Genomic DNA, 25,103 nt, shown 5'->3' with positions numbered 1-25,103 from the left:
CATTTTCAGCCCGTGCCGCTAGCCGCAACGCGCTGACCAGCATCGATCCCCGACCTGACCCACCGAAACCCCGCCGAACTGTGGAAGCCGGGCCCGAGCCGAGATCTTCACGTTCATCGAGACCTTTTACAACCGCCGCAGACTACGCAAACACATCAACTGGGGCTACCTCACGCCCCACGAGACACGCCTGCGCTACCAACAAGACCAGACCCTCGCGGCGTAACACGGACGTGTCCAAGATCACGGGGAAGCTTCAACCCCCGCCTCCATGAAGTACGTGAGGTGATGGCCTACGTCCAAATACTCCACAATTTCTGCTTCATCCGGTTCGCTGGACGCTTGCACCTGGGCCCCCAGCGGTCCCGCAGCCAACTCGCTTGAATGCCCGAAGTCATCGAAGAAGCCGAGCAGCCTCAGCACGCGCACCCCTCTCAGCCTCTCCTGGAGTCAGCAATCGAGGCGAGCATATGCAGGCCCGCGCTCCGCCGGTCTGGCCAACGTGTGGCCGCAGCCGCCCGGTTGGGTGACCGCGACCGAGCGACTGCTTAACTTTTCTGTGCCACAGGTCAGAGATCACGTGTTGCGACCACCACTGGAATCCGCCTCCTCTTGGCGGGGCTTCGTCGTGTGCGGCACGAGAGCAGCCCTGGGCTCCCTGTTCGTCACCCGCTTTGCTCTGCCGTACTGCCCTGCGGCTAGTTTGTGTGCAGGACAGGTACGCAGGCCCGTGGTGGCAGAGGTGCACGGGGGACGGGAGGTCGGGAAGAGTGTCGCTGCGCGGAGGTGATCCAGCCGAGATCGGCGGTTATCCACTTGAGGCGCGGCTCGGCTCGGGTGGCATGGGCACGGTCTTTCTGGCCCGTACGAGTTCGGGGCGACCTGTCGCGATCAAACTGATCCACCAGCAGTTCGCGGGGGACGACGAGTTCCGCATCCGTTTCCGACAGGAGGTGGCGGCGGCGAGGCGGGTGAGCGGCGCGTTCACCGCCGCCGTGGTCGACGCTGCCCCTGAGGCCGAGCAGCCGTGGATGGCGACGACCTATATCGAGGGGCACACGCTCGCCCAGCGCATCGCCACGAGGGGCCCGCTGAACGGAGCGGAGCTGAGAAGGCTTGCCATCGGGCTGGCGGAGGCGCTGCGCGACATCCACCGGGTGGGGGTCGTCCACCGTGACCTGAAGCCCTCGAACGTCGTGCTCTCGCCCGAGGGCCCGCGCGTCATCGACTTCGGCATTTCGCGCGCCGTGGACCAGCAGACGCTGACGATGACAGGGCGGGTCATCGGTACGCCGCCCTTCATGTCGCCGGAGCAGTTGCAGGCGCCGCGTGGTGTGGGGCCGAGGTCCGATGTCTTCTCGCTGGGGACGCTGCTGGTGTACGCAGCGACGGGCCACGGGCCCTTCGACGCGGACAGCCCATACATGACGGCGTATCAGGTGGTGCACGAGGAGCCGTCGCTGGGTGCCGTGCCGGTGGCTTTGCGCGCGGTCGTCGAGTCCTGCCTGGACAAGGAGCCCAAGGGGCGCCCCTCGGCGGACGAACTCCTCGTGCTGCTGCGGGACCTGCCGGCCGACCTCGGCGCGTCCGACGCGAACGGGGTTGGCACGAGCCGCACCCGCGACATGATCACCCAGCATCACTTCGCGACGCGGGCCACCCCGGCGCCGACTGCCCCGACCACCGCCCCGGCCGGTCCCGATACAGGGAGCACCGGCACCCCCATCGGCCGCCGTCTGCGCAGCCGATGGCGGCCTGTGCTCGCGGCCGCGGTCGCGGTGGCAGCGATCGGCGGGGGAGTCGCCGCGCTGAAGGCGGGCGGCTCTGGGGAGAACAGCGGCGGCGACAAGGGCAACAGCGTTGCGGTGCCGGGTGCCGCACTTCCGGACGGCTTCGAGCCGTGGCGCAAGACCGTGCAGGGCGGTCGCGAGGACATCCCCGACGAGCTGCGTTGCGTCGCGCGCGGCGACGCGCTGTTCTGCGGGGGCGGCGGTGTTGTCGCGATCCGTATCAGGGCCCTGGACGGCTCGCGGGTGTGGACGGCGAAGAGCCCGGGCGTCCCCGTCCAGGGCATGCACCTGGTGGGCGTCACCGACGACACGGTGCTCGGTTACCGCTTCGCCGCCCAGGACGCCCCGCAGGACCCTCCCAGCGAAGTGGTGGCCATCGACGCGAATAATGGCCGGGAGCTGTGGTCTGTGCCGTCCGGCGCCCAGTCGACGGCCGTCACGGGTCGGACTCAGGACGCCATAGTGGTCGGCTCCGCCGTCGTGACGGTCGACGCTTCCAACTCCCGCTTCGAGGCCCGGGACGCGCACAGCGGTAAGGTCACCTGGACGACGTCGTTCCCCGCGGGTACGCAGTGCGCTCCCGTCCCGGTGGGCCCACACCTTTTCGCGATGTGCGCGACGGATGCGGAGGTGGATGCCTCAGAGGTGCGCCACCCCACCCTGTACACGGTCGACCGCGCCTCGGGGACGCTGGGCAGGCCCATCGCGGTTAACGGCCCCGCCGTGCCGATGGGCGTCGCCAACGGCAGGCTCGTACTCCTTCAGGAGCACATGGAGGGAACGGCGCTGGCCGGGTACGACGGGGTGGCGCGGGTCGACCTTGCCTCGCGGAAGGTCACGTACTCCCGACTGGCCAAGACATACGCGGGGACGCCCGGCATGGCGGACGGCACCGTCTACGTGAGCGGGCAGACCGGTCTCGTCACGGCCCTCGACCCCGCGACCGGCCGGAAGAAGTGGTCGCGGCAGACGGGCGTGGAGGGCGCGTCGGGTCCCGTGGCGGGAGCCGACGCGCTGTATTTCAGCTCGGCCGCCGGTCGGGTGGTCGCGCTGTCGCCGTACGATGGCAAACCCCTGTGGACAACAGATCCGCAGGCCGATGGTTTGACGGGCGAGCAGGGCGCAAGCCCGCGCGTGACCGTTGCGGGGCGTGCAGTGATCGTGGCCGCGGCCAAGAACACTCTCTTCGCCTTCGACGCGCAGAAGCCGCCGAAGTCGGGCTGACCCCGGCGGCACCGGACGCCGGCCGCCTTCCTTGCCGTGCGGACACCTCAGCGGCTCACTCGGTGGCCTACGCAGCGAGGTCGCTTCTTGTGCGAGTGCGCCGCGCCCGTAGCGTTTCTGGTGCTAACGACCAGACCGGGATCATCGACGGCACCGAGATCCGCGTCCGAAGGCCCGCCGCCGGGGCGCAAGGACCGGGAGAAGTTCATCTCCGGCAAGAACAAGCAGAACGCCGTCGTGATTGTCTTGGAGCGCTGAGGCGCATGGCGCATCAGGTTGCGCGCTGCGTCAGCTCATATGTCCCTGGCGGCGGCGCGCAGCCTGCGCCCTCTGACTGGTCGTGACGCTGTGGCCGGCGGCCAGATGGCCGCCCAAGCAACAGGCCGGGGTCGAGGTCGACCAGGAGGCGGTTGGTGCAGGCGAGGACCTCGCCGGGGGAGGCGCGGGTGGTGGCGGCGTAGGCGTGGACGGCTGTGCGGACCTGTCCCATGAGGGCGGCGGCGGTGGTCTTGTGGCCTTGCACGTCGCCGATCACCGCGGCGGCCGTCGTGGGTGTGCAGACGATGAGGTCGTAGAAGTCGCTGCCGATGTCCATGCCGTGACCGGCTGGGCGGTAGCGGGCGACGACGTCAAAGCCGGGCAGGCGCGGCAGGGTGTGGGGCAGCAGTCCGGTCTGCAAGGTGTGGGCGAGAGTGTGGTTGGCGGCGTAGAGGCGGGCGTGGTCCAGGGCCTGGGCCGATCAGGCCGCTCACTGACGTGAGCATGGCCCGCTCGGCGGGCGGGAAGGGGCGAGGCTGGTCGTAGGCGAGGACCAGGGAGCCGACCGGGTGTCCTGACACGATCAGGGGGACGAAGGCCCAGGCTGCCATCTCGTCCTGGTGCACGGCAGGAGGGTAGGCCCTCTTGAGGTCGGCGAAGGTGGCGAAGAAGCTGGCCACACCTGTGGTGATGACATGTGCGGCGGGGGTGTCAGAGGTCAGGGGGGCCGCGTCGAAGCGGTCCATCAGTTCCTGGCTGTAGCCGCGGTAGCCGGTGATCCGCAGCCGTCCGTCGTTCACCGTGAGAAGAGCCAGCGCCTTCGGGCCGAAGGACGTCACGATCTGGTCGGCGGCAAGCTCGACCACGTCCTGCACGCTGACGGCCTCGGCAAGGGCGGTGGCAAGGTGCGTCAGGTGGTACAGCCCCGTCGCGCCGCCGAGCCCGGCGGGGGAAGGGGCCGCGGCCTCCACCGCCCCGGCCGGATCCAGCAGCCCCTTTCCGGGGACGGCGGCACTTGCAGGGACAGCAGGGCCCCGCATGGCCGTCACCCGCCCCGGCCGGCAGGCGCGGCAGTGCGGCTGCGCCCGAAGCGGCTGCGGGCCGCCTCGGCGCTTATCCCCAGCCCCGCACCGATCTGCGCCCAGCTCGCCCCGGCCTGCCGATCCGCCAGCACCGCCGAGACGGACACGGCCCACCTCTTCGCAGGAGCGACCGGCCGCGACGTGAGTGTAGTGAACGACGCCGACGCGGCCGGGGTCGCCGAGATGCGCTTCGGCGCCGGCAAAGGACGCAAGGGCGTCGTCGTGCTGATCGCCGACGCCTTCGCCAGCTCGCCCTCCCTCGACGGCTTCGCCGGACGGGTCTCCGACTCCGGGGAAGGCCGGTGGACCGTCCTCGCCGCGGTAGACGAAGGCGTCCCGGCACCGGTCATCACCACCTCGCTCTACGAGCGCTTCGAGTCCAGGGAGGCCGGGGAGTTCACCGACAAGATCCTCTCGGCGATGCGCTCGGAGTTCGGCGGGCACGCCGAAAAGAACGGCTGAGGGCTGTGCAACACGAACTCGAAGTCGTCGCCGACTGCGATGCGGTCGCCAGCACCGCTGCGGCGTTGGTTGCACGGTTGGCCGGGCCTTCGTTCAAGCCCACGGCCGATTCACGTTCGCTGTCAGCGGGGGCACACGCCATGGGCGATGTTCGCGCGGCTCTCACATGAGCACGTCCCCTGGGAGCGCGTGGCGGTGTTCCAGGTCGACGAGCGGGTCGCGCCCGACGGCGACCCGGACCGCAACCTCACCCACCTGCGGGAGAGCCTCGGTGCGGCCCCGGCCGAGGTCATCGCGATGCCCGTGAACGACGCCGACCTTGACGCGGCGGCCGCCGCCTACGGGCCGTCGCTGCCCGAGCGTTTCGACCTCGTTCACCTGGGCCTCGGCCCGGACCCTATTGCCGTGCCAGCTCCGTAAGGGAGATCAGATGGCTTTGAACTCGTCGAACGTTCCCGCAGACGTGCTGGTCATTTTCGGGATCAGTGGCGACCTCGCGCGAAAGATGACGTTCCGCTCGCTCTATCGGCTTGAGCGGCGCAAGCTGCTGACCTGCCCGATCGTCGGAGTGGCGCGCGACGGCTGGTCCGACGACGCGCTGCGTGACCACGCCCGCACGGCGATCAAGGCAGCGGGCGAGCCGCTCGACGACAGCGTCTTTGCCCGGTTCGCCGCCCGACTCAGCTATGTGCAGGGCGATTACGCCGACCCGGAGACGTTCCATCGCCTCGCCCGGGCGGTCAACGGCAGGCGGCGCCCAGTCTTCTACCTGGAGATCCCACCGTCGCTGTTTGCCCGGGTGGTCGGGGGCCTGGCAGGCGCCGGACTGACCAAGGGCGCCCGGGTTGTCGTGGAGAAACCATTCGGGCATGACCTCGCGTCGGCGCGCGCCCTCAACACCGAGCTGCGTCAGCTCCTCGACGAGGATCAGCTGCTGAGGATCGACCACTTCCTCGGCAAAGAGCCGGCGATGGACATTCTGTTCCTGAGGTTCGCCAACTCCGTGTTCGAGCCGGTGTGGAACCGCGACCACGTCTCCTGCGTGCAGATCACCATGGCCGAGGACTTCGGGGTCGAGGACCGCGGCCACTTCTACGACCCGGTCGGCGCGCTCCGCGACGTCGTGCAGAACCATCTGCTGCAGTTGCTCGCCCTGGTGGCGTCCGAGCCGCCATCAGCCGCCGATGCGGACGCGCTCCGGGACCGCCGGGTTGATGTGTTCCGGGCGGTCCCCGACGCCGACCCGGCCCGCTACGTCCGCGGGCAGTACGAGGGGTACCTGCAGGTTCCCGGCGTGCGGCCGCGCTCGCGCACCGAGACCTTCGTCGGGTTGCGGGTGGAGGTCGAGAACTGGCGCTGGTCCGGGGTGCCGTTCTTCATCCGCGCCGGCAAGTCGCTCCCCGAGCGAGTGACCGAGATCCGGATCGTGTTCAAGCGCCCGCCGCGGCTTGCGTTCGCGGAGCGGTTCGCGCCCGAGCCCGACCAGTGGATCCTGCGGATCGATCCGAGTCCTGGCATGAACTTCCGCATTCAGGCCAAGCAGCCGGGCAAGCAGGACACGCAGCTGGTGGACCTTGACCTCCTCTTCGCGGCCGAGCTGGGTGAGGCACCCGAACCGTACGAGCGCCTGCTCAGTGATGCAATGCAAGGCAACGCGAGCTTGTTCACCCGAGAGGACTCGGTGGAGGAGACGTGGCGAATCGTCCAGCCCCTGCTGGAGGCGCCCGGCGACCCCGAGCTCTACCGGCAGGGGACCTGGGGACCGGCGGGAGCGAGCAAGCTCGTCGCCGGATACCCGCGATGGCACGAACCATGGCTGCCGGCGAGGTCCCCCGACTGACACAGCCGCGCCCCGGACCTGGTGAACCGCAAGTTGATCAGGCCACCTGCGTGAGGAACAGGTCCGGCAGCCCTATGATCAGCACCGTAGGAAGATCGAATTTCCGGCTCGTCACACGTCAGGAGCAGGCGGGGTTACGCCCCACGCACACGCCACAACGGCACTGTGTGAGGCGAGCGAGGCATTGTGATGGTTCGGCGGCAGGCGCGAGACCAACCCGGCCGGCTCCGAAACACAGATCTCCCGCTTGAGATCCGACGTTGGGAGCCGGACGATCCCGACGAGGAATACGGGGAGCACAGCAGCGCTACAGGCAGCACTGTGGTTCGCTGTGTGCTTCCCAGTTCGCCGAGTGCCGACGTGGTTACCGAGCTGCTGAAATTCGTGAGTGAGAAGCCGAAGCTGCTTGCGCAGTGGGCCGGGACTTCTGTGGGAGCGCCGCTTGAGGGGACGACGTCTGTGGTCACCAAGCGCTACGAACCTTGATCAGGCTCTCCAACGAGGACGTCATGCTACGAGATCCGGCAGACGGTGTCGGTTAGAGCGAGGGTGTCCACGAAGCCGTGCACGCAGTTCGGTACTCGTCGTTACTGACGATCTCCGGTTGCGGTGCACCTTCAACGCCAGCGGGAGGAGCATGGAGCGCCTGATCGTCGTGTCCATGGGCAGGTGCATCCGGTTGGAGCGAGCAGGATCAGTCGCTGACGGGCACCGCTGTACGAAGATCCTGGTCAACTAGGATGGGATTGCCTTAACGGAGGTTGGTGGACACGAACATCAATGTCAACCGTCAGGTTCGACTGAGCTTCTTGGGCTGACCAAGATCGCTCGCGGAGGTCCCGCCGCCAATTCTCCGTACTCTGCACGCTTGAACGGAGAGCAACGTGCACGGTACGGACCTGAACGTGATTGAACGACCTTACGACTGATGTGGCAAATGCCTGCTCGGCGTGCGGCGGCTGTCCCGCGTGAAGCTGGTCACGTCATCCCCCGAGCGTCAGCGGGAGAACGTGCTGACGGCCGCCGCCTCCGTCGGCGCCCACATCATCGGCTGGGCCGACGATTGGGAGGTGTCGGGCGCCACCGATCCGATGACGCGCCCGAAGCTGGGCCCTTGGCTCCTTGACGAGCAGGGCCCCTATGACGGCCTCGTCGCCGCCGCGGTGGACCGGCTCGGCCGCAACGTCGTCGACTGCCTGAACACCGGCTACAAGATGACTTGATCCTTTGCTGAGTCCGTGCCTCGTCCGGCTCAGCCGACGTGGACACGTGGCCGGCGGGCTCGATTCGGTTCGGCCTCGCGGAGGACTTCGCGGGTGACGGGGGCGACCTCGCCCTGGCCGAAGAGGAAGAAGCGGAGGAAGTTGGTGAAGGGGTTGCCCTCGGTCCACTCGAAGTAGATGTGCGGGGTGCAGCCGGTGGTGTCGCGGACGTGAAGGAGCAGGGCGGCGAGGGCGTTGGGGACGGAGGAGCTCTCCAAGGTCAGGACGCGGTAGCGGCCGTGCAGGACTTCGCCGCGTACGTTCAGGCCCGCTTCGAACTCCGAGGGGTCGAGGACGGTGACCTCGACGAAGACGAAGTCCTCCGGGGTCGGGACGTCGTTGTCGTGACGGATCTGCTTGATCTTGTCGCGGTACTCGGCGATGTCGCGGTTGTCGGGCTCATTGGCGATGAACCGGATCCTGCGGCTGGCGACGTCCCGTACGAAGCGCTCCGCCATGTCGTCCATGGTCACGCTGGTGACCCGGAGCTCGAAGGCGCGGGCGAGCCGTGAGAGCAGTGAGATGAGGATGATTCCGGCGATGAAGCAGGCACCGATCTTCACGCCGTCGGGCCGCTCGATGACGTTCATCACGGTGGTGTAGAGGAAGATCGCCGAGATGACGGCGAAGGCGATGGTCCAGTTGCGCTGGCCGGCCTTGCGCGCGGCGATGGTGACGGCGATGGCGGCGGAGCTGATCAGCACGAGGACGCCGGTGGCGTAGGCGCCACCCTGGGCGTCGACGTCGGCGTTGAAGATCCATGTGACCAGGAATGCCACCAGGGTGAAGACGATCACCATCGGGCGTACGGCGCGCGCCCAGTGCGGGGCCATGCCGTAGCGGGGTAGGTAGCGGGGCATCAGGTTGAGCAGGCCGGCCATGGCGGAGGCGCCGGCGAACCACAGGATGGCGATGGTGGAGACGTCGTAGACCGTGCCGAAGACGTTTCCGAGGTACTCGTGCGCCAGATAGGCGAGGGCCCGGCCGTTGGCCTGGCCGCCCGACTCGAACTCCTTCTCCGGAATGAGCAGCGTGGTGATGAAGCTGGTGGCGATCAGGAAGACGCTCATGATCACTGCGGCGGTGGTCAACAGCTTCTTTGTGCCCTGGATACGTCCGGTGGGCTTCTCCTCGGTGTCGTCGGGGTCGCCTTCGACGTGGGGCATGACCGCGACGCCGGTCTCGAAGCCGGACAGGCCGAGGGCCAGCTTCGGGAAGACCAGCAGCGCGACGCCGACCATGGCGATGACGTTGCCGTGCTCGGTGGTCAGGGCGCTGGTCCAGTCGGTGACCACGTGCACGGCGGTGGCGACGTGCCACAAGCCCACCACCACGACGACGACGTTCAGGGTCAGGTAGATCCCGACCAGGACGACGGCGACGCCGATGGCCTCCAAAAAGCCCTTGAGGAAAACCGCCCCGAGCAGCGCGACCAGCATCAGCGTGATCAGCATCTGCTTGTCGTGCAGCGCATCGTTCAAGTGCGGGTTCTCCACCAGATGGGTGGAGGCGTCCGCCGCCGACAGCGTGATGGTGATCAGGAAGTCGGTGGCAGCGAAGCCGAGCAGCGTCAGGACGAACAGCTTGCCCTTCCAGAACGACAGCAGCCGCTCCAGCATCGCGATCGAGCCCTCGCCGTGCGGGCTCTCCTCGGCGACGCGGCGATAGACCGGCAGCGCGCCCGCCAGAGTGACGATCACGAGCACGATGGTGGCCACGGGCGACAGCAGCCCGGCCGCGAGAGCGGCGATGCCTGGCTGATAGCCCAGCGTGGAGAAGTAGTCGACGCCGGTAAGGCACATCACCCGCCACCAGCGCTGCCCCTTGTGCACAGGCTCCGATGGCGGGGCATGTGGCCCCTGTCGGCTGCCCTTGCCCATATCGGACAGCCCTTCCAGCAGCCACTCCTGCAATCGGCTCCTACGGGCGTGTTCGGTGCTAGCCATCTGCGTGCTCTCCTGACGTGCTGCGCGGCGTGCGGATCCGGCCATCACGCGGACGGCGGGGCCAGCGTATGCAAACAGTGATCCACAGACCCAGGGTGGTGGGCACGCTGAGAGGAACGTCTCCGTTCGTCATTGCCGCTCATTGCCGCTCATTGCCGCTCATTGTCGCCAGCGGCAGCAGCATCGGCAGAGCGATATCAGGAGCGAATACTCAATGACATGTCGGACGACGTCTCGCGGTCGCCCTGTACGAACGTAATGCGGACGAGGAGATCGCGGACTTCCGGCGACGGGGTGGGCTGCCCCCTGAGGGACCCTGGGTGCGGGTGCCGTCGGGGCTCGGGCCGTAGGCGCTACCCCAGTCGAGGTACTCGTCCCCCAAGTTCGACCTTCGCGTCCAGGAGGGGAAGCAGGGGCGTGGCCTCGCTTTCGGCGTCCGCCAAGGGGGGAGTGATCGAGTAGTGGAGAGTGGGGGAGTCGTCCCGCTGCTTCAGTTTGCTGACTGTCAGTTCGTGGCGGCCGTCGAGACCTGCAGGGTGAGGACGGGAGTCCTGGGCACGTTGGATTTCACCTGTGCCGGGCCGTACTTATGCGGCGGGTCGGCTGCGTTGCGCAGGGTCCCCGGCCGCGTAGTGAACGTACTCGCGTACCAGCCGGAAGCCCGCGGTCCAGGCCAGGAGGCGGCCGGCGTGGTTGAGGACGGAGCAGTTCCAGCTCGGGGTGTGGCCGCGTGCAGTGATGTCCGGGATGAGGGCGGTGACGCAGGCCAGGGCAAGGCGGTGCCGGTGGTCGGGGGCGGTGAGGACCGCGACGTCCTCGTAGCTGGTGCTGCGGCATTACGTGCAGGCGATGGCCAGCACCTGTCCGCCGCGGTCCACGGCCGCCCAGCCGTGACCAGAGGCGGCGAGGCCAAGGGCGCTGCCCCAACTGGCATGGATCCAGGCCGCGTCGGCGCCGAGGACGTGCAGTGCGTCTGTGTCGGCCGGTTTGAGACGGCATGCGATCACGCCGCGCGGGGTCGGGCAGGGCTGGGGGAGGGCCTGCAGGTCTACACCATCCGTTCCCACGGGGGTGAGGCGGTCGAAGGCTGCACCGAGGGCCGGCGGGAGGCGGGCGGGGGCGTCGATGCGGCTGTTCGCCAGGGGCGCCAGGTCTTTGGGGCCGAGTGTGTCTGGGGCGCCGCGCAGCAGGCGTGGTCGGCACAGGAAACGGATGCGCGGTTGGTCCCCTCGGTCCGCTCACCAGCGGCCGACGCCGGTGGTGAGAACGTGCTCGCCGATCGTGGTCGGGCCCGGGGCGCCAGCTGGTGCGCGAGGGCAGTTGGCGGGGTTCGAGTTCGATCACCGATGCCTCCGTGAGTTGGGTGACAGGGAGAAGCGGGCGGGGAAGATGCGGCGCGTGTGGCTGGTCTTGTCCGTCCGCCCGCCTCTCCAGTCGGGTCAGCGCTGGCCGGCCTTGCGGCCGTGGTGCGCCTTCTTCTTGCGGCGGGCTCTCTTCTCGCGGGCACGCTTGGACATGGGCATCAACTTTCTCGCTTAGAGAGGAAGTTCAAGCGGTACGGCCGACGAGAAGGTCGGCCAGCTTGTTGAGGCGCTTGACGGTGCGGTCCTCGGTGGCGGCGGGCGCCGGGTCGACGCGCTCGGCGCGGTCGTAGTACGCGCCGTTGACGATCTCGACGGCCGGGTCGCACAGGCGGACCACGTGCGCGGCGCCCTGGGCGGGCGCGTCGCCGTCGTGGGCGTAGAGAGGGAGCAGCGCGGTGTCGCAGACACCCGGGTGGACGGAGACCGCGGTGACGCGCGGGTCCGCCGCGAAGACCGTCAGGGCCAGCTGCGACTGGGCGTACGCGGCGAGCCGGGAGTAGCGGTGGGCGCGGTTGGGGTCGCTCCACTGGATGGAGGCCGTGCGGTGGAGCGACGACGACACGTTGACGACGCGGCCTCCGGGGTCGCTCGTCAGCGCTGGTTCCAGCAGGCAGGTCAGCAGGTAGTGGGCGAGGAAGTTGACCTGGAAAGCGATCTCGTTGCCGTCCGCGGTGACGGTGTGCCGCTCGGGCGCCGACATACCTGCGTTGTTCACTAGGACGTCCAGGCGCGGGTGCTCCCGGACAATCCGGGCGGCCATGGCCTCGACCTCGTCCAGGCGCGTGAAGTCGGCGCCGTAGGTGCAGAGCCGATCGGCGTCGATGCCTGCCGTGGCGACGAGGCGGTCGGCGGCGGCGTGGGCTTCCTCGGCGGTGCGGCCGTGCAGCAACACGGTCGCACCGCGCTCGGCGAGCTGCCGGGCGGCCTCCAGGCCGATGCCGGAAGTGGCACCTGTGACGAGGACGGTACGGGATGAAAGGGCGGAGTTGAACATGGTCCATCCGGGAGTACGAGTACGGATTCACGTACGGGTTCGGGTCCGCGTACGACGGGTGTGTACGGGCGGGCATGAAAAAGGGCGCCGGACGTGGGTCACGGCGCCCCTTGGGCTACGGAAAGCGAGTCAGCAGACGGCGGACGCGGGTGTTTCCGGGCAGCAGGGCGCACAACGGGACGCCTGATGAGGCGGCCGGTCGATGAGGAGCCACTCGCTGTTCACGCAGTCCACGGAACCCGGGGCAGCGGGCCCGGACAAGCTTGACTCGCCTTTCCTTACACGCCTCTGACGTGCGAAGACACCTTCTTGACGAGTACGTGACTCAGCCCAGCCCCGGCACACCTGAGATGAGTAGATCGATCAGTTTGATGCCGGCGAAGGGGAGGACGAGCCCGCCGAGTCCGTACAGCATGAGGTTGCGGCGCAGCAGGTCGTGCGCGGACGACGGCGTGTAGCGGACGCCCCGCAGCGCGAGCGGGATCAGGGCGACGATGATGAGCGCGTTGAAGATGATCGCTGAGGCAATCGCGGACTTGGGGCTGTGCAGACCCATGACGTTGAGCGACTCCAGGCCGGGATAGACCGCCGCGAACATCGCCGGGATGATCGCGAAGTACTTCGCGACGTCATTCGTTATGGAGAACGTCGTCAGCGCGCCCCGAGTGATGAGGAGTTGCTTGCCGATCTCGACGATCTCGATGAGCTTGGTCGGGTTGGAGTCGAGGTCGACCATGTTGCCGGCCTCCTTGGCGGCCGACGTACCCGTGTTCATTGCGACGCCCACGTCCGCCTGCGCCAGGGCCGGCGCGTCGTTCGTGCCGTCACCGGTCATCGCGACGAGCTTGCCGGCCTCCTGCTCCCGCTTGATCAGTGCGAGCTTGTCCTCAGGGGTCGCCTCAGCCAAGTAATCGTCCACGCCCGCCTCTTCGGCGATGGCGCGGGCGGTGAGGGGGTTGTCGCCCGTGATCATCACTGTGCGGATGCCCATGCGACGCAGCTCGGCGAAGCGTTCGCGGATGCCGTCCTTGACGACGTCCTTGAGGTGGATCAGGCCCAGCACGCGCGGGCCGTCCCAGTCGTGCACGGCCACCAGCAGGGGAGTGCCGCCGGATGTCGCTACAGAATCGGCGAACTGCCGTGCCTCGGACGGGACTTGGCCGCCGTACATCTCCACCCACTCGATGACCTGCTGGGCGGCGCCCTTGCGGATGGCGCACACCGCGCCGTTTTCCCAGCGCAGGTCGACGCCGCTCATTCGGGTCTGGGCAGTGAACTTCACCCATCGCGCGTGGCTCAGCTCGCCCTCGGCGGGGGCGCGCAGCCCGTACTGGGACTTCGCCAGTACGACGACGGAGCGGCCCTCGGGTGTCTCGTCGGCCAGGGACGACAGCTGCGCGGCTTCGGCGAGTTGGGCTTCGGCGATGCCGGGCAGCGGGACGAAGGCGGCCGCCTCGCGGTTGCCGAGGGTGATGGTGCCGGTCTTGTCGAGGAGCAGGGTGTTGATGTCGCCGGCGGCCTCGACCGCGCGGCCCGACATGGCGAGGACGTTGCGCTGAACGAGACGGTCCATGCCCGCGATACCGATCGCGGACAGCAGCGCGCCGATCGTCGTAGGGATGAGGGTGACGAGGAGGGCGACCAGCACGGTGGTGGACTGGGCGGCGCCGGCGTAGTCGGCCATCGGCTGGAGCGTGACGACGACCAGGATGAAGATGATAGTCAGCGCGGCCAGCAGGATGTTCAGCGCTATCTCGTTCGGGGTCTTCTGGCGGGAGGCGCCTTCGACGAGCGCGATCATGCGATCCAGGAAGGAGTGTCCAGGGCGGGCGCTGACACGGACCACGATCCGGTCCGACAGCACCGTCGTGCCGCCGGTGACACCGCTGCGGTCGCCGCCGGACTCCCTGATGACGGGCGCCGACTCGCCGGTGACGGCGGATTCGTCGACCGCCGCGACGCCGTCGATGACGTCGCCGTCGGCGGGGATCAGTTCGCCCGCCTCGACCAGGACGACGTCGAGCGGCCTGAGGTCGGTGGCGGCCACCGCCTCCGTCTCGGCGTGCCGCACGTCGGTGCTGTAGCTCCAGTGGCGCAGGCGCAGCGCGACCGTGTCGGTGCGGGCCTTCCGCAGGGACTCGGCCTGCGCCTTGCCGCGGCCCTCGGCGACGGCCTCCGCGAGGTTCGCGAAGACCACCGTCAGCCAAAGCCAGGCGCTGATCACCCAGGTGAAGACGGCTGGGTGGAGGACCGCGGAGAACGTGGTCAGGACGGCTCCGGCCGAGACGACGAACAGCACCGGGTTCTTGACGAGGACGCGCGGGTGCAGTTTGCGCAGCGCCTCGGGGAAGGACCGCGCGAGCTGGGCGGGCTCGAACAGCCCGCTCGGCGCGCGGCGTCCGGAACCTCCCTCCGATCCGGGCGGGGGAGTGCGCTGAGAACGGGATGGCGGGGCCTGCTGGGGAGCGGCGGGAAACATGGGGACCTTCATGCCTCGGTGGGGAACCGCGCCCACGCGCAGGGCGGCGCGTCGGCGACCGGTTGGGCTGACAGAGCGAGTGGTGGCCGGCTGGCCCCGGCACCGCAGGGCTGGTCACGGACATCGGCGACGGGACGACGAGACGCCGTGTGCTGGGCCGCCCGTGAGGTGCCCCGGCTGGGAGCACCCGATGGGTGCTTCCGGAGGAGAGCTGTCATGCCACTGACGTCCGCGTGCCTCTCCGGCGGCCGAGGGGAAATCTATCCCGGCCGGATGCCCGAACTGCGCCGTTCGGCACGGAATTTGCGCCTCTCTTACGGCCCTTCGGGCAGCCGCATCAGAGCATCGTCAAGATCAGCTGAGAAGGCATCAGGAGGGCGTCAACGGACCACGTGTGTGGCTGATTTCGGTCGCAAACTGAGCGGCACGGGGGACACGGGCGACCGTCCGTGGCGTGACGTTGGAGGGCTCGTGACCATCACGGCCGGTACCACACGCAGTCCTGAGGCGGGGGCCAGGACCGGCGCACAGTCACAGCACGGACCGGTCGTCCCGCCCGGGGGTGGGCCTGGCCCGCGGCCACCAGGAGGGTCGCGGGCGGGCAGCCCAGGGCGTCGCCTCCGCAGCGGGGCTGTGGCCGCGTGGGCCGCTCTGCGCCGCCGCTACTGGGCCACCCTGCCCGCGCGGCTGCGCCTCCTGCGCGCGGCCACGGTCTCGCTCGCAGCCGCTCTCGCACTGCTGCTCGCGCTGGCCGGGCTCGCCGCCACCGGCACATGGGACGCCGTCGCCGGTCGCGACGTGCCCCGCACCACCAGCGCCGCCGACCTCAGCCTCTCCCTCAACGACATGGATGCGCAGGCCGCCAACATCCTGCTGTCCAGCGGCAACGCGGGCAACGAGCACCTGAAAACACCGTACGAAAAGGCAGTCGCCTTCTACGGCGACGCCCGCCGCACGATCGGCCACGACCTGCGTACCCTCGCGGTCGCCGCCGAGGGCGACCGCACCGACGAGCGGACCGTCGAATCCCTCACCGACAACTTTGCCGAGTATCAGGAGCTGATAGGGCGCGCTCTCGAAAACGACGGCCGCACTGGCGGCAAGGCGTCCGCGCTCGCTGACTACCGGAAGGCGACGGATCTGCTCCAGCGGCAACTACTGCCGGAGTCACGAGAGTTGGTTGCCTCCAACAATCAGATCTACAACACGCGGTACGCGCAGGCCCGTTCGGCACTGACAGCGCAGCTCGCCGCCGCCATCGCGCTCGGCGTGGCGCTCCTCGCCTTGCTTGGTGTACTCCAGTGGTACTTGGCGCGCCGCTTCCATCGGATCTTCAACCCCGGTGTACTGGCCGCCACCGTCTGCTCCTTGCTCGCCGTTCTCCTCGGTGCCCAGGCGCTCTGCGACACAGCCGAGAATCTGCGCGGCGCCCGCCGCGACGCCTTCGACTCTGTCATTGCCCTCTCCCGCGCCCGCGCGACCGCGTACGACGCGAACGCCGACGAGAGCCGCTACCTCCTCGATTTGGAGCGCCGCGGCCAATACGAGCGTGCGTTCCTTGAGAAGTCGCAGAAGCTGTACGGCATGCAGGGCGCGACCCTCGCCACGTACGACGACGAACTCGCCACGACCTGGCAGGTGTACCGCTCCGACCACGAAAAACGGCGCTTCACCGGCGAGTTCCGGCGCGAGCTCGACAACATCACCTTCCCCGGCGAGCGGGCCGCGGCCGAGAAGACAGTCGAGACGTACGCCGTCTACCAGCGCGACGACCGCAAGATCCGCGCACTGGTCGCGCAGGGCAAGGAACGCGAGGCCGTCGCGTTCGGCATCAGCTGGGAGCCCGGCATGTCCAACGCGCACTTCGGGGCATGGATGACGGCGCTGGACAAGGTGACCGACATCAACCGCCGCCACTTCACCGCCTCCGTAGAGGCAGGCCGCTCCTCGGTGGGCGATCTGCTGTCCTGGGCTCTTGGATCCCTCCTCGCTGCGGCCGCACTCACCCTCATCGGGCTGCGGCCGCGGCTCGCCGAGTTCCGCTGAAGCGCACGGCACGGTCGTGTTCTGCTCGAGGAGGTCAGTGGCTGCGGGGCGCGTACCTGATGGCGGCACTCCGGCGAGACAGACGAATGCACCGATGATGTCGAACCGGTCGGGGCGGTTGCCGTCGGCGACCATGCCCCAGGCGATGGACCCGGCGACGAAGATGTCACCGTGGGCGGCCAGGATGCGGCCAAAGGTGTCGTCGTTCTGCCAGGTCGCCACCACTGCGTACAGGCCGAGAGCGATGACGTCGGCACCGATCCGGATCCAGCCTTCCCGACAGAAGGGATCAGTGATCTTCCGGGTCTCGGAAGAGGATGTGCGCTCGCATACCCACTAGGCGTCCGCGAGGCGCGCCTCCTCCAGGTCCAGTGAGCGTTGCAGCCGACGGCGGGTCGTGTCGCTTATGCGGTGCTCGTCGTAAAGGCGCTGGAGCTCGGCCGCCTCCACGTTGATCAGGTCGCGGCGCAGCTGGAGGAAGGTGAGGTCGGCGGACTCCGTCGGGGTCCCGTCGGCGTTTGCCTGCGCGAGCCGGTCGCGGGCGTGGTCGAGTCGGGCCGTCAGGCCGCGGCGGAGGCGGTCGAGGACGACGTCCGGGACGGCTTCCAGGTCCGAGATCTCCTCCAGGCGGCTCAGCCCCGCCGTCGCCAGGCTGCAGCGGGCCTCGGCCTCCTCCCGTTCCGTGTGGTCGGGTTCCAGGGCGATGCCGGAGCGGCGGACGACCGAGGAGAGGGAGAAGCCCTGAACGACGAGGGTGGCGACCACGACCGAAGTGGTGAGAACGAGGACGAGGGGGCGTTCCGAGAGCGTGGCCCCCGCCTTTGTGGTCACCGGGATGGACAGGGCGGCGGCCAGCGGTACGACACCCCGGGTGCCGGCCCAGGTCAGCACCATAGGCACTCGCCAGTTCATGCGCTGGATGCCGCCCTTGCGCTGCACTACCGCCGACAGCGGCGCCAGCCACAGCATGCGCATGACGATCAACGTAGCGGCAACGGCGAGCGCGTACAGCGGCCACGCCCGGTCCCCGTCGGAGAGCGCGCGTACTTGGGACGGCAGGGCCAGGCCGATGAGGCTGAAGACGACGCTCTCCAGCAGGAAGACGACGGTGCCGTGGACGGCGTGCAGCTGGAGCCGTGTGCGGGCGTTGGTGAGCCGGTCGCCCCGGCCGCCCAGGACGACACCGGCCACCACCACGGAGGTGACACCCGACGCGTGCGCCGACTCGGCCAGAACGTAGGCCGCGTACGGGGTGACGAGGGAAATCACCGTCTCCAGGACCGGGTCCTCCGTACGCCTGCGGATCAGGGCCACCACGCCCGCAACGGCCGCTCCGATGACCATGCCGCCGCCGGCCAGCAGCGCGAACTCCCCTGCCGCCGCACCCCAGCCGACCGCCGCCGATGCAACGGCGACGCTCACCGCGACCCGGAAGAGGACCAGCGACGTCGCGTCGTTGAACAGGCTCTCGGCCTGGACCAGTACCTGCACCTTGGGTGGCAGCGCCAAGCGCCTGCCCAGCGCGGTGACGGCCACGGGGTCCGTACTGGCCAGCACCGCGCCCAGCACCAGCGCCATGTGCCACGACAGCGGGGTGACGAGGGAAGCCACCGCGCCGACCGCTGCCGCTGAGGCCAGCACCAGGCCGATCGACAGCACCCCGACGGGCTTCCACACCGCGCGCAGCTCGCGCCAGGGCAATTCCTCGGCACTCGCGTACAGCAGTGGGGGCAGCACGACGAGCCCGATGATTTCGGGACTGATCTGGATTTCGGGAGTGCCCGGCAGTAGGGCGACGGCGAGGCCGGCGACCACAAGGAGAGAGGGAGCGGGGATCCGCCAGCGGCGCGCGAAGGTCGCCACCACGGTGGCGAGTACCACGAGAGCCAGGACCGTCCCTACGCTGCGCATGCCGTCCCCTTGGCCATGAGAAGGAGACCTTGTGGCTCCCTGCCGACCAGACTTCCCGGCGCACCACTTTCACCCTATCGGTCCAGGGCTCGTCAAAGTGCTGTCAACGTCCAGGTGACCTGCGTCAAGGATGCGTCAAAGGGCGCGCCGAGCGGCTCGCACAAGCGCTTCGGTAGAGGGAAGGAACCCTTCCCTCTAGGGAGTTGAACGCCAGTGAGCGGAGCACGTCGGCTGCGATGAGTGACGCACGGGCCAACATGACTGACGTACGGACCGGCGGCGGTGATGTACGCCCCGGGCGCCTGAAGGTCTACCTCGGGGCCGCCCCGGGGGTGGGCAAGACCTACCGCATGCTCGATGAGGCGCGGCGCAGGGCGGCGCGCGGCGCCGATGTCGTCGTGGGGTTCGTCGAGTGCCACGGGCGCCCCAGTACGGAGGCGATGCTGGACGGCCTGGAAGTCGTCGAGCGAGCCTCGCGCGCCTACCGCGGCGGCGAGTTCACGGAGATGGACCTCGGCGCGGTCCTCGCGCGCCGCCCGCAGGTCGCGATCGTCGACGAGATCGCCCACAGCAACGTCCCTGGCGGCGGCCGCAACCCCAAGCGCTGGCAGGACATTGAGGAGCTGCTTGCGGCAGGGATCGATGTCATCAGCGCGCTCAACATCCAGCATCTCGAATCCCTCAATGACGTCGTTGAGAAGATCACCAAGGTGCCGCAGCACGAGACGGTGCCCGATGAGGTCGTCCGCAGAGCCCATCAGATCGAGCTGGTGGACATGCCGCCCGAGGGGCTGCGCCGCCGGATGGCGCACGGCAACATCTATGCGCCCGAGAAGGTCGACGCGGCGCTCGCCAATTACTTCCGACCCGGCAATCTGACTGCGCTGCGTCAGCTTGCCCTGCTGTGGGTGGCCGACCGCGCCGACGAGGCGCTTCATTCGTACCGCTCCGAGCACGGCATCGGTGGCGTTTGGGAGATTCGGGAGCGCGTCGTGGTCGCGCTGACCGGCGGTCCCGAGGGCGACACCCTCATCCGGCGGGCCGCCCGCATCGCCGACCGGTCGGCCGGCGGTGACCTGCTCGCCGTCCACGTCACGCGCAGCGACGGGCTCGCCGCGGGCGCATCGCACGCTTCCCTGGTCCGGCAGCGGCGGCTGGTCGAGGACCTCGGCGGCAGCTACCACTCCGTGGTCGGCGACGACGTCGCCATCGCCCTGGTGGAGTTCGCGCGTGCCGAGAACGCTACCCAGCTCGTGCTCGGCACCAGCCGCCGGGGCCGCCTCGAACGCTTCGTCACCGGACGCGGCACCGGCGAGACGGTCGTCGAACTTTCCGGCGACATCGACATCCACACGGTCACGCACGAACGCGCCGGGGGCGGCACGCTGCTGCCCTCGCGCAGACGCACTCTGTCGACCGTTCGCCGGATCGCGGGCCCGGTCGCCGGCCTGCTGCTGCCGGTGGCGCTCACCTTCCTGTTGGACCTGGACGCAGCCCGGGACAGACTCAACCTCACCAGCGAGGCCCTGCTCTTCCTGCTCACTGTGGTGGGGGTGGCCTGCATAGGTGGGGTCGCGTCGGCGGTGATCGCGTCGGTGACGGCGTCCCTGCTGCTCAACTACTGGTTCATCCCGCCCATCGGGCAATTCACGCTGAACGATCCGAATGCGTTGCTGGCCCTCGCGGTCTTCGCGGTGGTGGCCGCCATAGTGGCTGCTGTCGTCGACCGTTCCCTACGTCTGGCGCGGCGCTCGGCGCGGGCCACCGCCGAGGCGGAGACCATGTCGTCCCTCGCGGGCACCATTGTGCGCGGCGGCGCGACGATCCCGGCACTGGTGGAACGTACCCGCGAGACCTTCGGCATGGACTCGGCGGAGCTGGTGGACGAGCCGCCCGGAGGGGACGACGTGACGGCCGTACCCGCGGGACCCGGCGCCTTCCTGGTGTTGCGCGGCCGCCCCCTCCCGTCCTCCGAACGGCGCGTCCTGGCCGCTTTCGCGGCGCACGTGGGCGCCGCCGTCGAACGGGCCCGGCTCGCCGAGGCTGCCGCCGAGGTTGAACCGGTCAAGGCCGCCGACCGGATGCGTACGGCGCTGCTGCGGGCGGTCGGCCACGATCTGCGCACCCCGCTCGCCGCCGGCTGGGCAGCCGTCTCCTCGCTGCGCAGCCGTGACGTGGAGTTCTCGGACGAGGACCGGGGCGAGCTCCTCGCCACCGCCGACGAGTCTATGGCCAAGCTGAACCGCCTGGTGGAGAACCTGCTCGACCTCAGCCGGCTGCAGGCAGGGGCGCTCACCCTGAACCTGCGCGCCACCACGTTCGAAGAGATCCTGCCGGCGGCGCTGGCAGACACCCCTGAGGTCGAGGTGGGGGACCTGGAGGAGGTTCCGGCCGTGCTGGCCGACCCGCCCTTGCTGGAGCGGGTGGTCGCCAACCTCGTGGGCAACGCCGCCCGCCACAGTCCGGCCGGGCACAAGGTGCTGCTGACCGCCAGCATCCATGCAGGCCGCGTCGAACTGCGCGTCGTCGACCGCGGCCCCGGCCTCCCGCCGACCGACCGCGACCGCCTTTTCGAACCCTTCCAGCGCTTCGGCGACACCGACAACACCACTGGTCTCGGCCTGGGCCTGGCCCTCTCCAGGGGCCTGACCGAGGCGATGGACGGCACCCTCACCCCGGAGGACACTCCCGGCGGGGGCCTGACCATGGTGCTGTCCCTGCCCTTCGCCGAGCGGGCGGAGCACCCCAGTGGTACGCAGAGCGCAGGACGGGGCGTATGACCCCTGAAATCGGCGTACGAGGGCGCAGGCCCGGAGCCGCCGTAGTGAATGCAGGAGGTGACGGCGTGATGACCGGCTATCCGCTCCGGGACCGGCTCGCCCTACTGGCGGGCCTCGCGGGACCGTTCTTGGTGGCGCTCGCACTTGTGCCCTTCCGTACTGACCTGTCGCGCACGAACGCGGCGCTGATCCTGGTCGTGGTGGTCGTCGCGGTCGCCGCCATCGGGAGCCGTATGGCGGGCGCGCTCGCAGCGCTGTCGGCGGCCGTTTGGTTCGACTTCTTCCTCACCCGCCCGTACCAGACCTTCGACATCACCGCCTCTGCCGACATCGAGACAGCGGTAATTCTCCTGGTCGTCGGCGTGATCGTGTCCCAGCTCGGGGCCCGCGCCCACCGCCTCGAAGTGATCACGGTGACGGACGCCGGTTACCTCGCCCGTATCCACGAGACGGCCGACCTCGCCCAGTCCGCCAAGTCCTCGGACACAGTGGTCGACCATGTCCGCAGCGAGCTGACCGAACTGCTCGGTCTGCGCGCCTGCCGCTTCGAGTACGGCACTCTCATGGGAAAGCCGTCCCGCTTGCAACAGGACGGGAGCGTCGCGGTCGGCCGCAAGCGCTGGGACGTCGACAGCTGGGGCTGGCCGGAGGGCGAGATCGAACTTCGCGCGTACGGCAATGGTCACTACCTCGGCCGCTTCATGCTCACTCCCGGCCAGGGCCCCGTTCCGCCGCTCCAGGCCCGCCTCGTCGCGGTGACCCTCGCCCACCAGACGGGCGCGGCCCTCGACACGGCGGGGCCGGTGCAGGACGGCTGAAGCCTGGTACGGCATGGGCGGCCGGCCCGCGGGACGCCAGACATGCCCCACACCGCTGACGGACGTATACGGAATGTTGACGACGGACCCTCGCCCACCCGGAACCAGGCACGTCCCCCTGCCGTTCCTGACTGATATGACGTCAATTCCCCATTTCCGTACGGAACTTGGTCCCCGCTCCCAGCACATGGTGATCTGCGGCGACGACGGGCTCGCGCGCCGACTCGCTGTCGAACCGGACGCGGTGTGCGGCGAGGCCGTTACCGTCGTACTGCCGTCACGACGGGACGAGCACGGCGCCGAGATCGCCGCGCTGCACCGCGACCCGCACTCGCCCATCGAGCTGCTGGTAGCGACGCACTCGGACGAACAGACCCTGCGGGCCGCAGGCGTACCGCGCGCCGCGGCCCTCGCGCTGACCTACGCCGACGACCAGGCCAACATGACCGCGGCGCTGCTGGCCCGAGGCCTCAACCCGTCCATACGCCTGGTCATCCGCATGTTCAACCGGGAGCGCGGACGCCACCTGGAGCGTCTCCTGGACCGCGCGGCCGCTGAGGCCAGGGGCGGAAGCGACGACGATCCCCGGCCGGACATGTCGACCACGGTGCTGTCCGACGCCGACACCGCCGTGCCCGAGCTGGTGGCCGCCGCCGCGGTCGGCCACGGCCACACCCTCCAGGTCGAGGGCAAGGTCTTCCGCGGCGTCGTACGAGCCGCGGGCGCGCCGCCTCGGTCGCCGATCTGGCCACACGCGCCGTGCTCTCCGGCGCGCACCAGGACGAACCGGCGAGTCGGTCTCGGTAAGATCGGTACCCGTGTGCTCGCTCAGCTGCGCACCACCGACCACAAGGTCGTGGCCGTCGAACGGGACCCAAACGCCCGCGGCGTCGCCCTCGCTCGCGAACTCGACGTACCGCTGGTGCTGGAGGACGCCGGAGCGCCAGGTGTCCTTGACCGGGCGCGCATCCGGCACAGCAAGTCGCTGCTGGTCCTCACCCGCGACGACAGCGAGAACCTCGACATCGTGATGGCCGCACGCGAGACCACCCCGAGTGTACGAGTGGTGATGCGGCTGTACGACGACGACTTCGCGGCCACCGTCCAGCGCACCCTGCGCGCCTTCTACCCTCAGGCCCCTACCCGCAGCCGCAGTGTCTCGGCGCTCGCCGCACCGTCCTTCGCGGCCGCGATGATGGGCCGTCATGTGCTGGGGGTGATGCCGGTAGAGCGTGGCTCGCTGCTGTTCACCGTGGTGGACGTGGCCGGGATCCCGAGGTCGAAGGACGCTCGATCCATGAGGCGCTCCGGGAGCACGAGCGGCGGGTCCTGGCGGTCGGCCCGGCCGTGGCCCAGGCCACGCCGTCCTCGACGGATGCCCTCGCCGGCATCCGGTTCCGCCAACCCGGCTTCGACTGGCGCCCGTCACACGGGCGGATTCTGCGTGCGGGCGACCGCGTCGTGCTGGCGACGACGCGGCGTGGCCTGGACATCCTCCTGACTGGCGTGCAGCCGCATCCGGCGGACAGGCGGGGATGAGGTCTGCCGCTTTCGCTGTCACCGGTGTTGCAGCCACCCGACCGGTCTGCCGTGCGGGACTTCGTGCGACGGGCGCGGCGGTCTCAGTCCAGGTCGGACATTTTGGACACGGGCGAGGCCGTCTCGCGGTCGATCCTCTTCGAGATCTGGCGCAGTGCGGTCGCCCCGCAGGTCAGGGATCCGCAGGCGTCGGATTTGTGGGCGTCCTCGTTGAGGCGGTGCCATAGATCGGGGTTGTTCAGGAGGACCTGGGGGTTGATCTCGACGCGTCCGCCGAACGCGTCCCGCAGACGGAGCCGTTGGGAGACGCCGTCCAGGCAGCGCACCGAAACCAACACGTCGGTCCGCACCCGCCGCTCCCGCAGGAGACCGCGTGAGGCCAGCCAGCCCTCGCCTGCGGTGACCCGGGCGGGGTAGAGGACCAGGAACAGGAGTATGGCGAGCCCGGTCCACAACGTGCCGCGTACGATCGTGAGGCTGTCGGCCCCCCAGTCGACCAGCAGCAGAATGCCGAGGAGCACGGCCGAGCAACGGATCGCGCTGCGCAGATCCCCGGCCCAGCGACGGTCGTACGTCACTTCCGCGGGGGGCTCTTCGTGACTGTGGCCCGCGTCATGTCGCGCGGCGCTGCGGTGTCCCATAGCGCCGAGGGTAGAACCCCGGGGAGCCAGGACCCCGTACCTTGACGCGACTCTGATGAGCATCCTGCCCCTCCTTGACGCCCCGGTCGTGGTGGGGCCGCCTCTCAGAGCGTCGCGCCCTGGGCCGCCCGATCGCTGCGTACCTAGGCCAGACGCCCACTGCCGAGCCCGGTGCCCGCGTGACCGTGTTGATTCCCGCGGTCGAGCCCGACCGGCAGCGGCTGCTGCAGAACCAGCGGGGCGCGGTCGCCGCCCACTCGGTGCGCCGGGACACGGGCGCGGTGATCTGCCGGCTTCGGTTCCGTATCTCCTGATGCCTGATTTTGACGCCCGCACCGCGCTGCCGAGGGCCACCGGCGTGTTCGGACTGATGAGGGGATTGGTTCCCGCAGATGGATCAGTTGTCCGTAAGAGTTCCGTCAAAGGCGTACGAGCGGCCGTAAGAGAGGTGTCAACGGCGACCGTTTCCGGCCATGGAGACGCTTTCCTCTAACCGTCCGTTCGATCCGAACCTCATCTAGGAGCACACGGTGGCCGATATGGCCTTCGTCGTCACCACGATCGCGGTCTTTGCGCTGGTGGCTCTCATCGCCAAGGGGGTGGCGAAGCTGTGACTGCCGAGAACATTGTCGGTCTGATCGTGGCCGTCGCCCTGCTGGGATATCTC

At 69.2% G+C, this 25,103-nt stretch carries 17 protein-coding genes and 3 pseudogenes; 10 read left to right on the top strand and 10 right to left on the bottom strand.

What is annotated here, in order from left to right; all coding sequences use genetic code 11:
• Positions 1-243: 243 nt before the first annotated feature.
• Positions 244-423: a hypothetical protein gene (locus ABZV38_RS33635; RefSeq protein WP_356332236.1), complete on the bottom strand. Its 180-nt coding sequence runs from the start codon at positions 421-423 to the stop codon at positions 244-246.
• A 347-nt stretch (positions 424-770) separates the two neighbouring features.
• Between ABZV38_RS33635 and ABZV38_RS33630 the strand changes: the two genes are divergently transcribed.
• Positions 771-3,014: a serine/threonine-protein kinase gene (locus tag ABZV38_RS33630; protein ID WP_356332235.1), complete on the top strand. Its 2,244-nt coding sequence runs from the start codon at positions 771-773 to the stop codon at positions 3,012-3,014.
• 379 nt (positions 3,015-3,393) lie between these two features.
• On the opposite strand, the pseudogene ABZV38_RS33625 reads toward ABZV38_RS33630, so the two are convergent.
• Positions 3,394-4,210 (bottom strand): annotated as a pseudogene (locus ABZV38_RS33625) (GAF domain-containing protein); the annotation flags it as partial.
• Positions 4,211-4,345: 135 nt separating this feature from the next.
• On the opposite strand from ABZV38_RS33625, the gene ABZV38_RS33620 reads away from it, so the two are divergent.
• The 4 genes from ABZV38_RS33620 to ABZV38_RS33605 all read left to right on the top strand — a co-directional run bounded on the left by ABZV38_RS33620 (position 4,346) and on the right by ABZV38_RS33605 (position 7,879).
• A complete protein-coding gene (locus tag ABZV38_RS33620) occupies positions 4,346-4,816 on the top strand; it encodes a hypothetical protein (RefSeq protein WP_356332234.1) in 471 nt (156 codons plus the stop codon).
• 39 nt (positions 4,817-4,855) lie between these two features.
• Positions 4,856-5,236: a 6-phosphogluconolactonase gene (locus tag ABZV38_RS33615; protein ID WP_356332233.1), complete on the top strand. Its 381-nt coding sequence runs from the start codon at positions 4,856-4,858 to the stop codon at positions 5,234-5,236.
• A 10-nt stretch (positions 5,237-5,246) separates the two neighbouring features.
• On the top strand, positions 5,247-6,656 hold the full coding sequence (gene zwf / locus ABZV38_RS33610; RefSeq protein ID WP_356332232.1) for a glucose-6-phosphate dehydrogenase: 1,410 nt from the start codon (positions 5,247-5,249) through the stop codon (positions 6,654-6,656).
• A 968-nt stretch (positions 6,657-7,624) separates the two neighbouring features.
• Positions 7,625-7,879 carry a recombinase family protein gene (locus ABZV38_RS33605; RefSeq protein ID WP_356332231.1) on the top strand — a complete coding sequence of 85 codons (255 nt, stop codon included), beginning with the start codon at positions 7,625-7,627 and terminating at the stop codon, positions 7,877-7,879.
• A 29-nt stretch (positions 7,880-7,908) separates the two neighbouring features.
• Here the strand turns inward: ABZV38_RS33605 and ABZV38_RS33600 are convergent, their stop codons facing one another.
• The 5 genes from ABZV38_RS33600 to kdpB all read right to left on the bottom strand — a co-directional run bounded on the left by ABZV38_RS33600 (position 7,909) and on the right by kdpB (position 14,701).
• On the bottom strand, positions 7,909-9,864 hold the full coding sequence (locus tag ABZV38_RS33600; protein WP_356332230.1) for an amino acid transporter: 1,956 nt from the start codon (positions 9,862-9,864) through the stop codon (positions 7,909-7,911).
• Positions 9,865-10,451: 587 nt separating this feature from the next.
• Positions 10,452-10,634 (bottom strand): hypothetical protein, encoded by a 183-nt coding sequence (locus ABZV38_RS33595; protein WP_356332238.1) that lies wholly within the window; start codon positions 10,632-10,634, stop codon positions 10,452-10,454.
• A gap of 66 nt (positions 10,635-10,700) precedes the next feature.
• On the bottom strand, positions 10,701-10,871 hold the full coding sequence (locus ABZV38_RS33590) for a hypothetical protein (protein ID WP_356332229.1): 171 nt from the start codon (positions 10,869-10,871) through the stop codon (positions 10,701-10,703).
• A 541-nt stretch (positions 10,872-11,412) separates the two neighbouring features.
• Positions 11,413-12,222 (bottom strand): SDR family NAD(P)-dependent oxidoreductase, encoded by an 810-nt coding sequence (locus tag ABZV38_RS33585; RefSeq protein WP_356332228.1) that lies wholly within the window; start codon positions 12,220-12,222, stop codon positions 11,413-11,415.
• Between the two features lie 325 nt (positions 12,223-12,547).
• Positions 12,548-14,701 carry a potassium-transporting ATPase subunit KdpB gene (kdpB, locus tag ABZV38_RS33580; protein ID WP_356332237.1) on the bottom strand — a complete coding sequence of 718 codons (2,154 nt, stop codon included), beginning with the start codon at positions 14,699-14,701 and terminating at the stop codon, positions 12,548-12,550.
• Between the two features lie 633 nt (positions 14,702-15,334).
• Here kdpB and ABZV38_RS33575 point away from each other — a divergent pair.
• Positions 15,335-16,747, top strand: a complete 1,413-nt coding sequence (locus tag ABZV38_RS33575) for a hypothetical protein (RefSeq protein WP_356332227.1) — start codon at positions 15,335-15,337, stop codon at positions 16,745-16,747.
• 34 nt (positions 16,748-16,781) lie between these two features.
• Here ABZV38_RS33575 and ABZV38_RS33570 read toward each other — a convergent pair.
• Both ABZV38_RS33570 and ABZV38_RS33565 read right to left on the bottom strand, forming a co-directional pair.
• Positions 16,782-17,023: pseudogene (locus ABZV38_RS33570) on the bottom strand (YnfA family protein); the annotation flags it as partial.
• Between the two features lie 60 nt (positions 17,024-17,083).
• Entirely contained in the window at positions 17,084-18,658 is a 1,575-nt protein-coding gene (locus ABZV38_RS33565; protein WP_356332226.1) for a Na+/H+ antiporter, read from the bottom strand.
• A gap of 236 nt (positions 18,659-18,894) precedes the next feature.
• On the opposite strand from ABZV38_RS33565, the gene ABZV38_RS33560 reads away from it, so the two are divergent.
• From ABZV38_RS33560 to ABZV38_RS33550, 3 genes are all read left to right on the top strand, one after another.
• Complete coding sequence (locus ABZV38_RS33560) at positions 18,895-21,438, top strand: ATP-binding protein (RefSeq protein WP_356332225.1); 2,544 nt, start codon at positions 18,895-18,897, stop codon at positions 21,436-21,438.
• 68 nt (positions 21,439-21,506) lie between these two features.
• Positions 21,507-22,256, top strand: a complete 750-nt coding sequence (locus tag ABZV38_RS33555) for a DUF4118 domain-containing protein (RefSeq protein WP_356332224.1) — start codon at positions 21,507-21,509, stop codon at positions 22,254-22,256.
• A gap of 136 nt (positions 22,257-22,392) precedes the next feature.
• Positions 22,393-23,757 carry an NAD-binding protein gene (locus ABZV38_RS33550; RefSeq protein ID WP_356332222.1) on the top strand — a complete coding sequence of 455 codons (1,365 nt, stop codon included), beginning with the start codon at positions 22,393-22,395 and terminating at the stop codon, positions 23,755-23,757.
• Positions 23,758-23,878: 121 nt separating this feature from the next.
• Here ABZV38_RS33550 and ABZV38_RS33545 read toward each other — a convergent pair whose 3' ends face one another.
• The gene (locus ABZV38_RS33545) at positions 23,879-24,436 is read right to left on the bottom strand and encodes a hypothetical protein (RefSeq protein WP_356332221.1); all 558 of its coding nucleotides are present in this window, start codon (positions 24,434-24,436) and stop codon (positions 23,879-23,881) included.
• Positions 24,437-24,540: 104 nt separating this feature from the next.
• Here ABZV38_RS33545 and ABZV38_RS33540 point away from each other — a divergent pair.
• A pseudogene (locus ABZV38_RS33540) lies at positions 24,541-24,750 on the top strand (amino acid permease); the annotation flags it as partial.
• Between the last annotated feature and the right edge of the window lie 353 nt (positions 24,751-25,103).

Origin of the sequence: Streptomyces sp. NPDC005181 (assembly GCF_040608395.1) — a bacterium.
Classification (GTDB): domain Bacteria; phylum Actinomycetota; class Actinomycetes; order Streptomycetales; family Streptomycetaceae; genus Streptomyces.
This window is presented reverse-complemented; position numbering and strand designations above follow the sequence as displayed.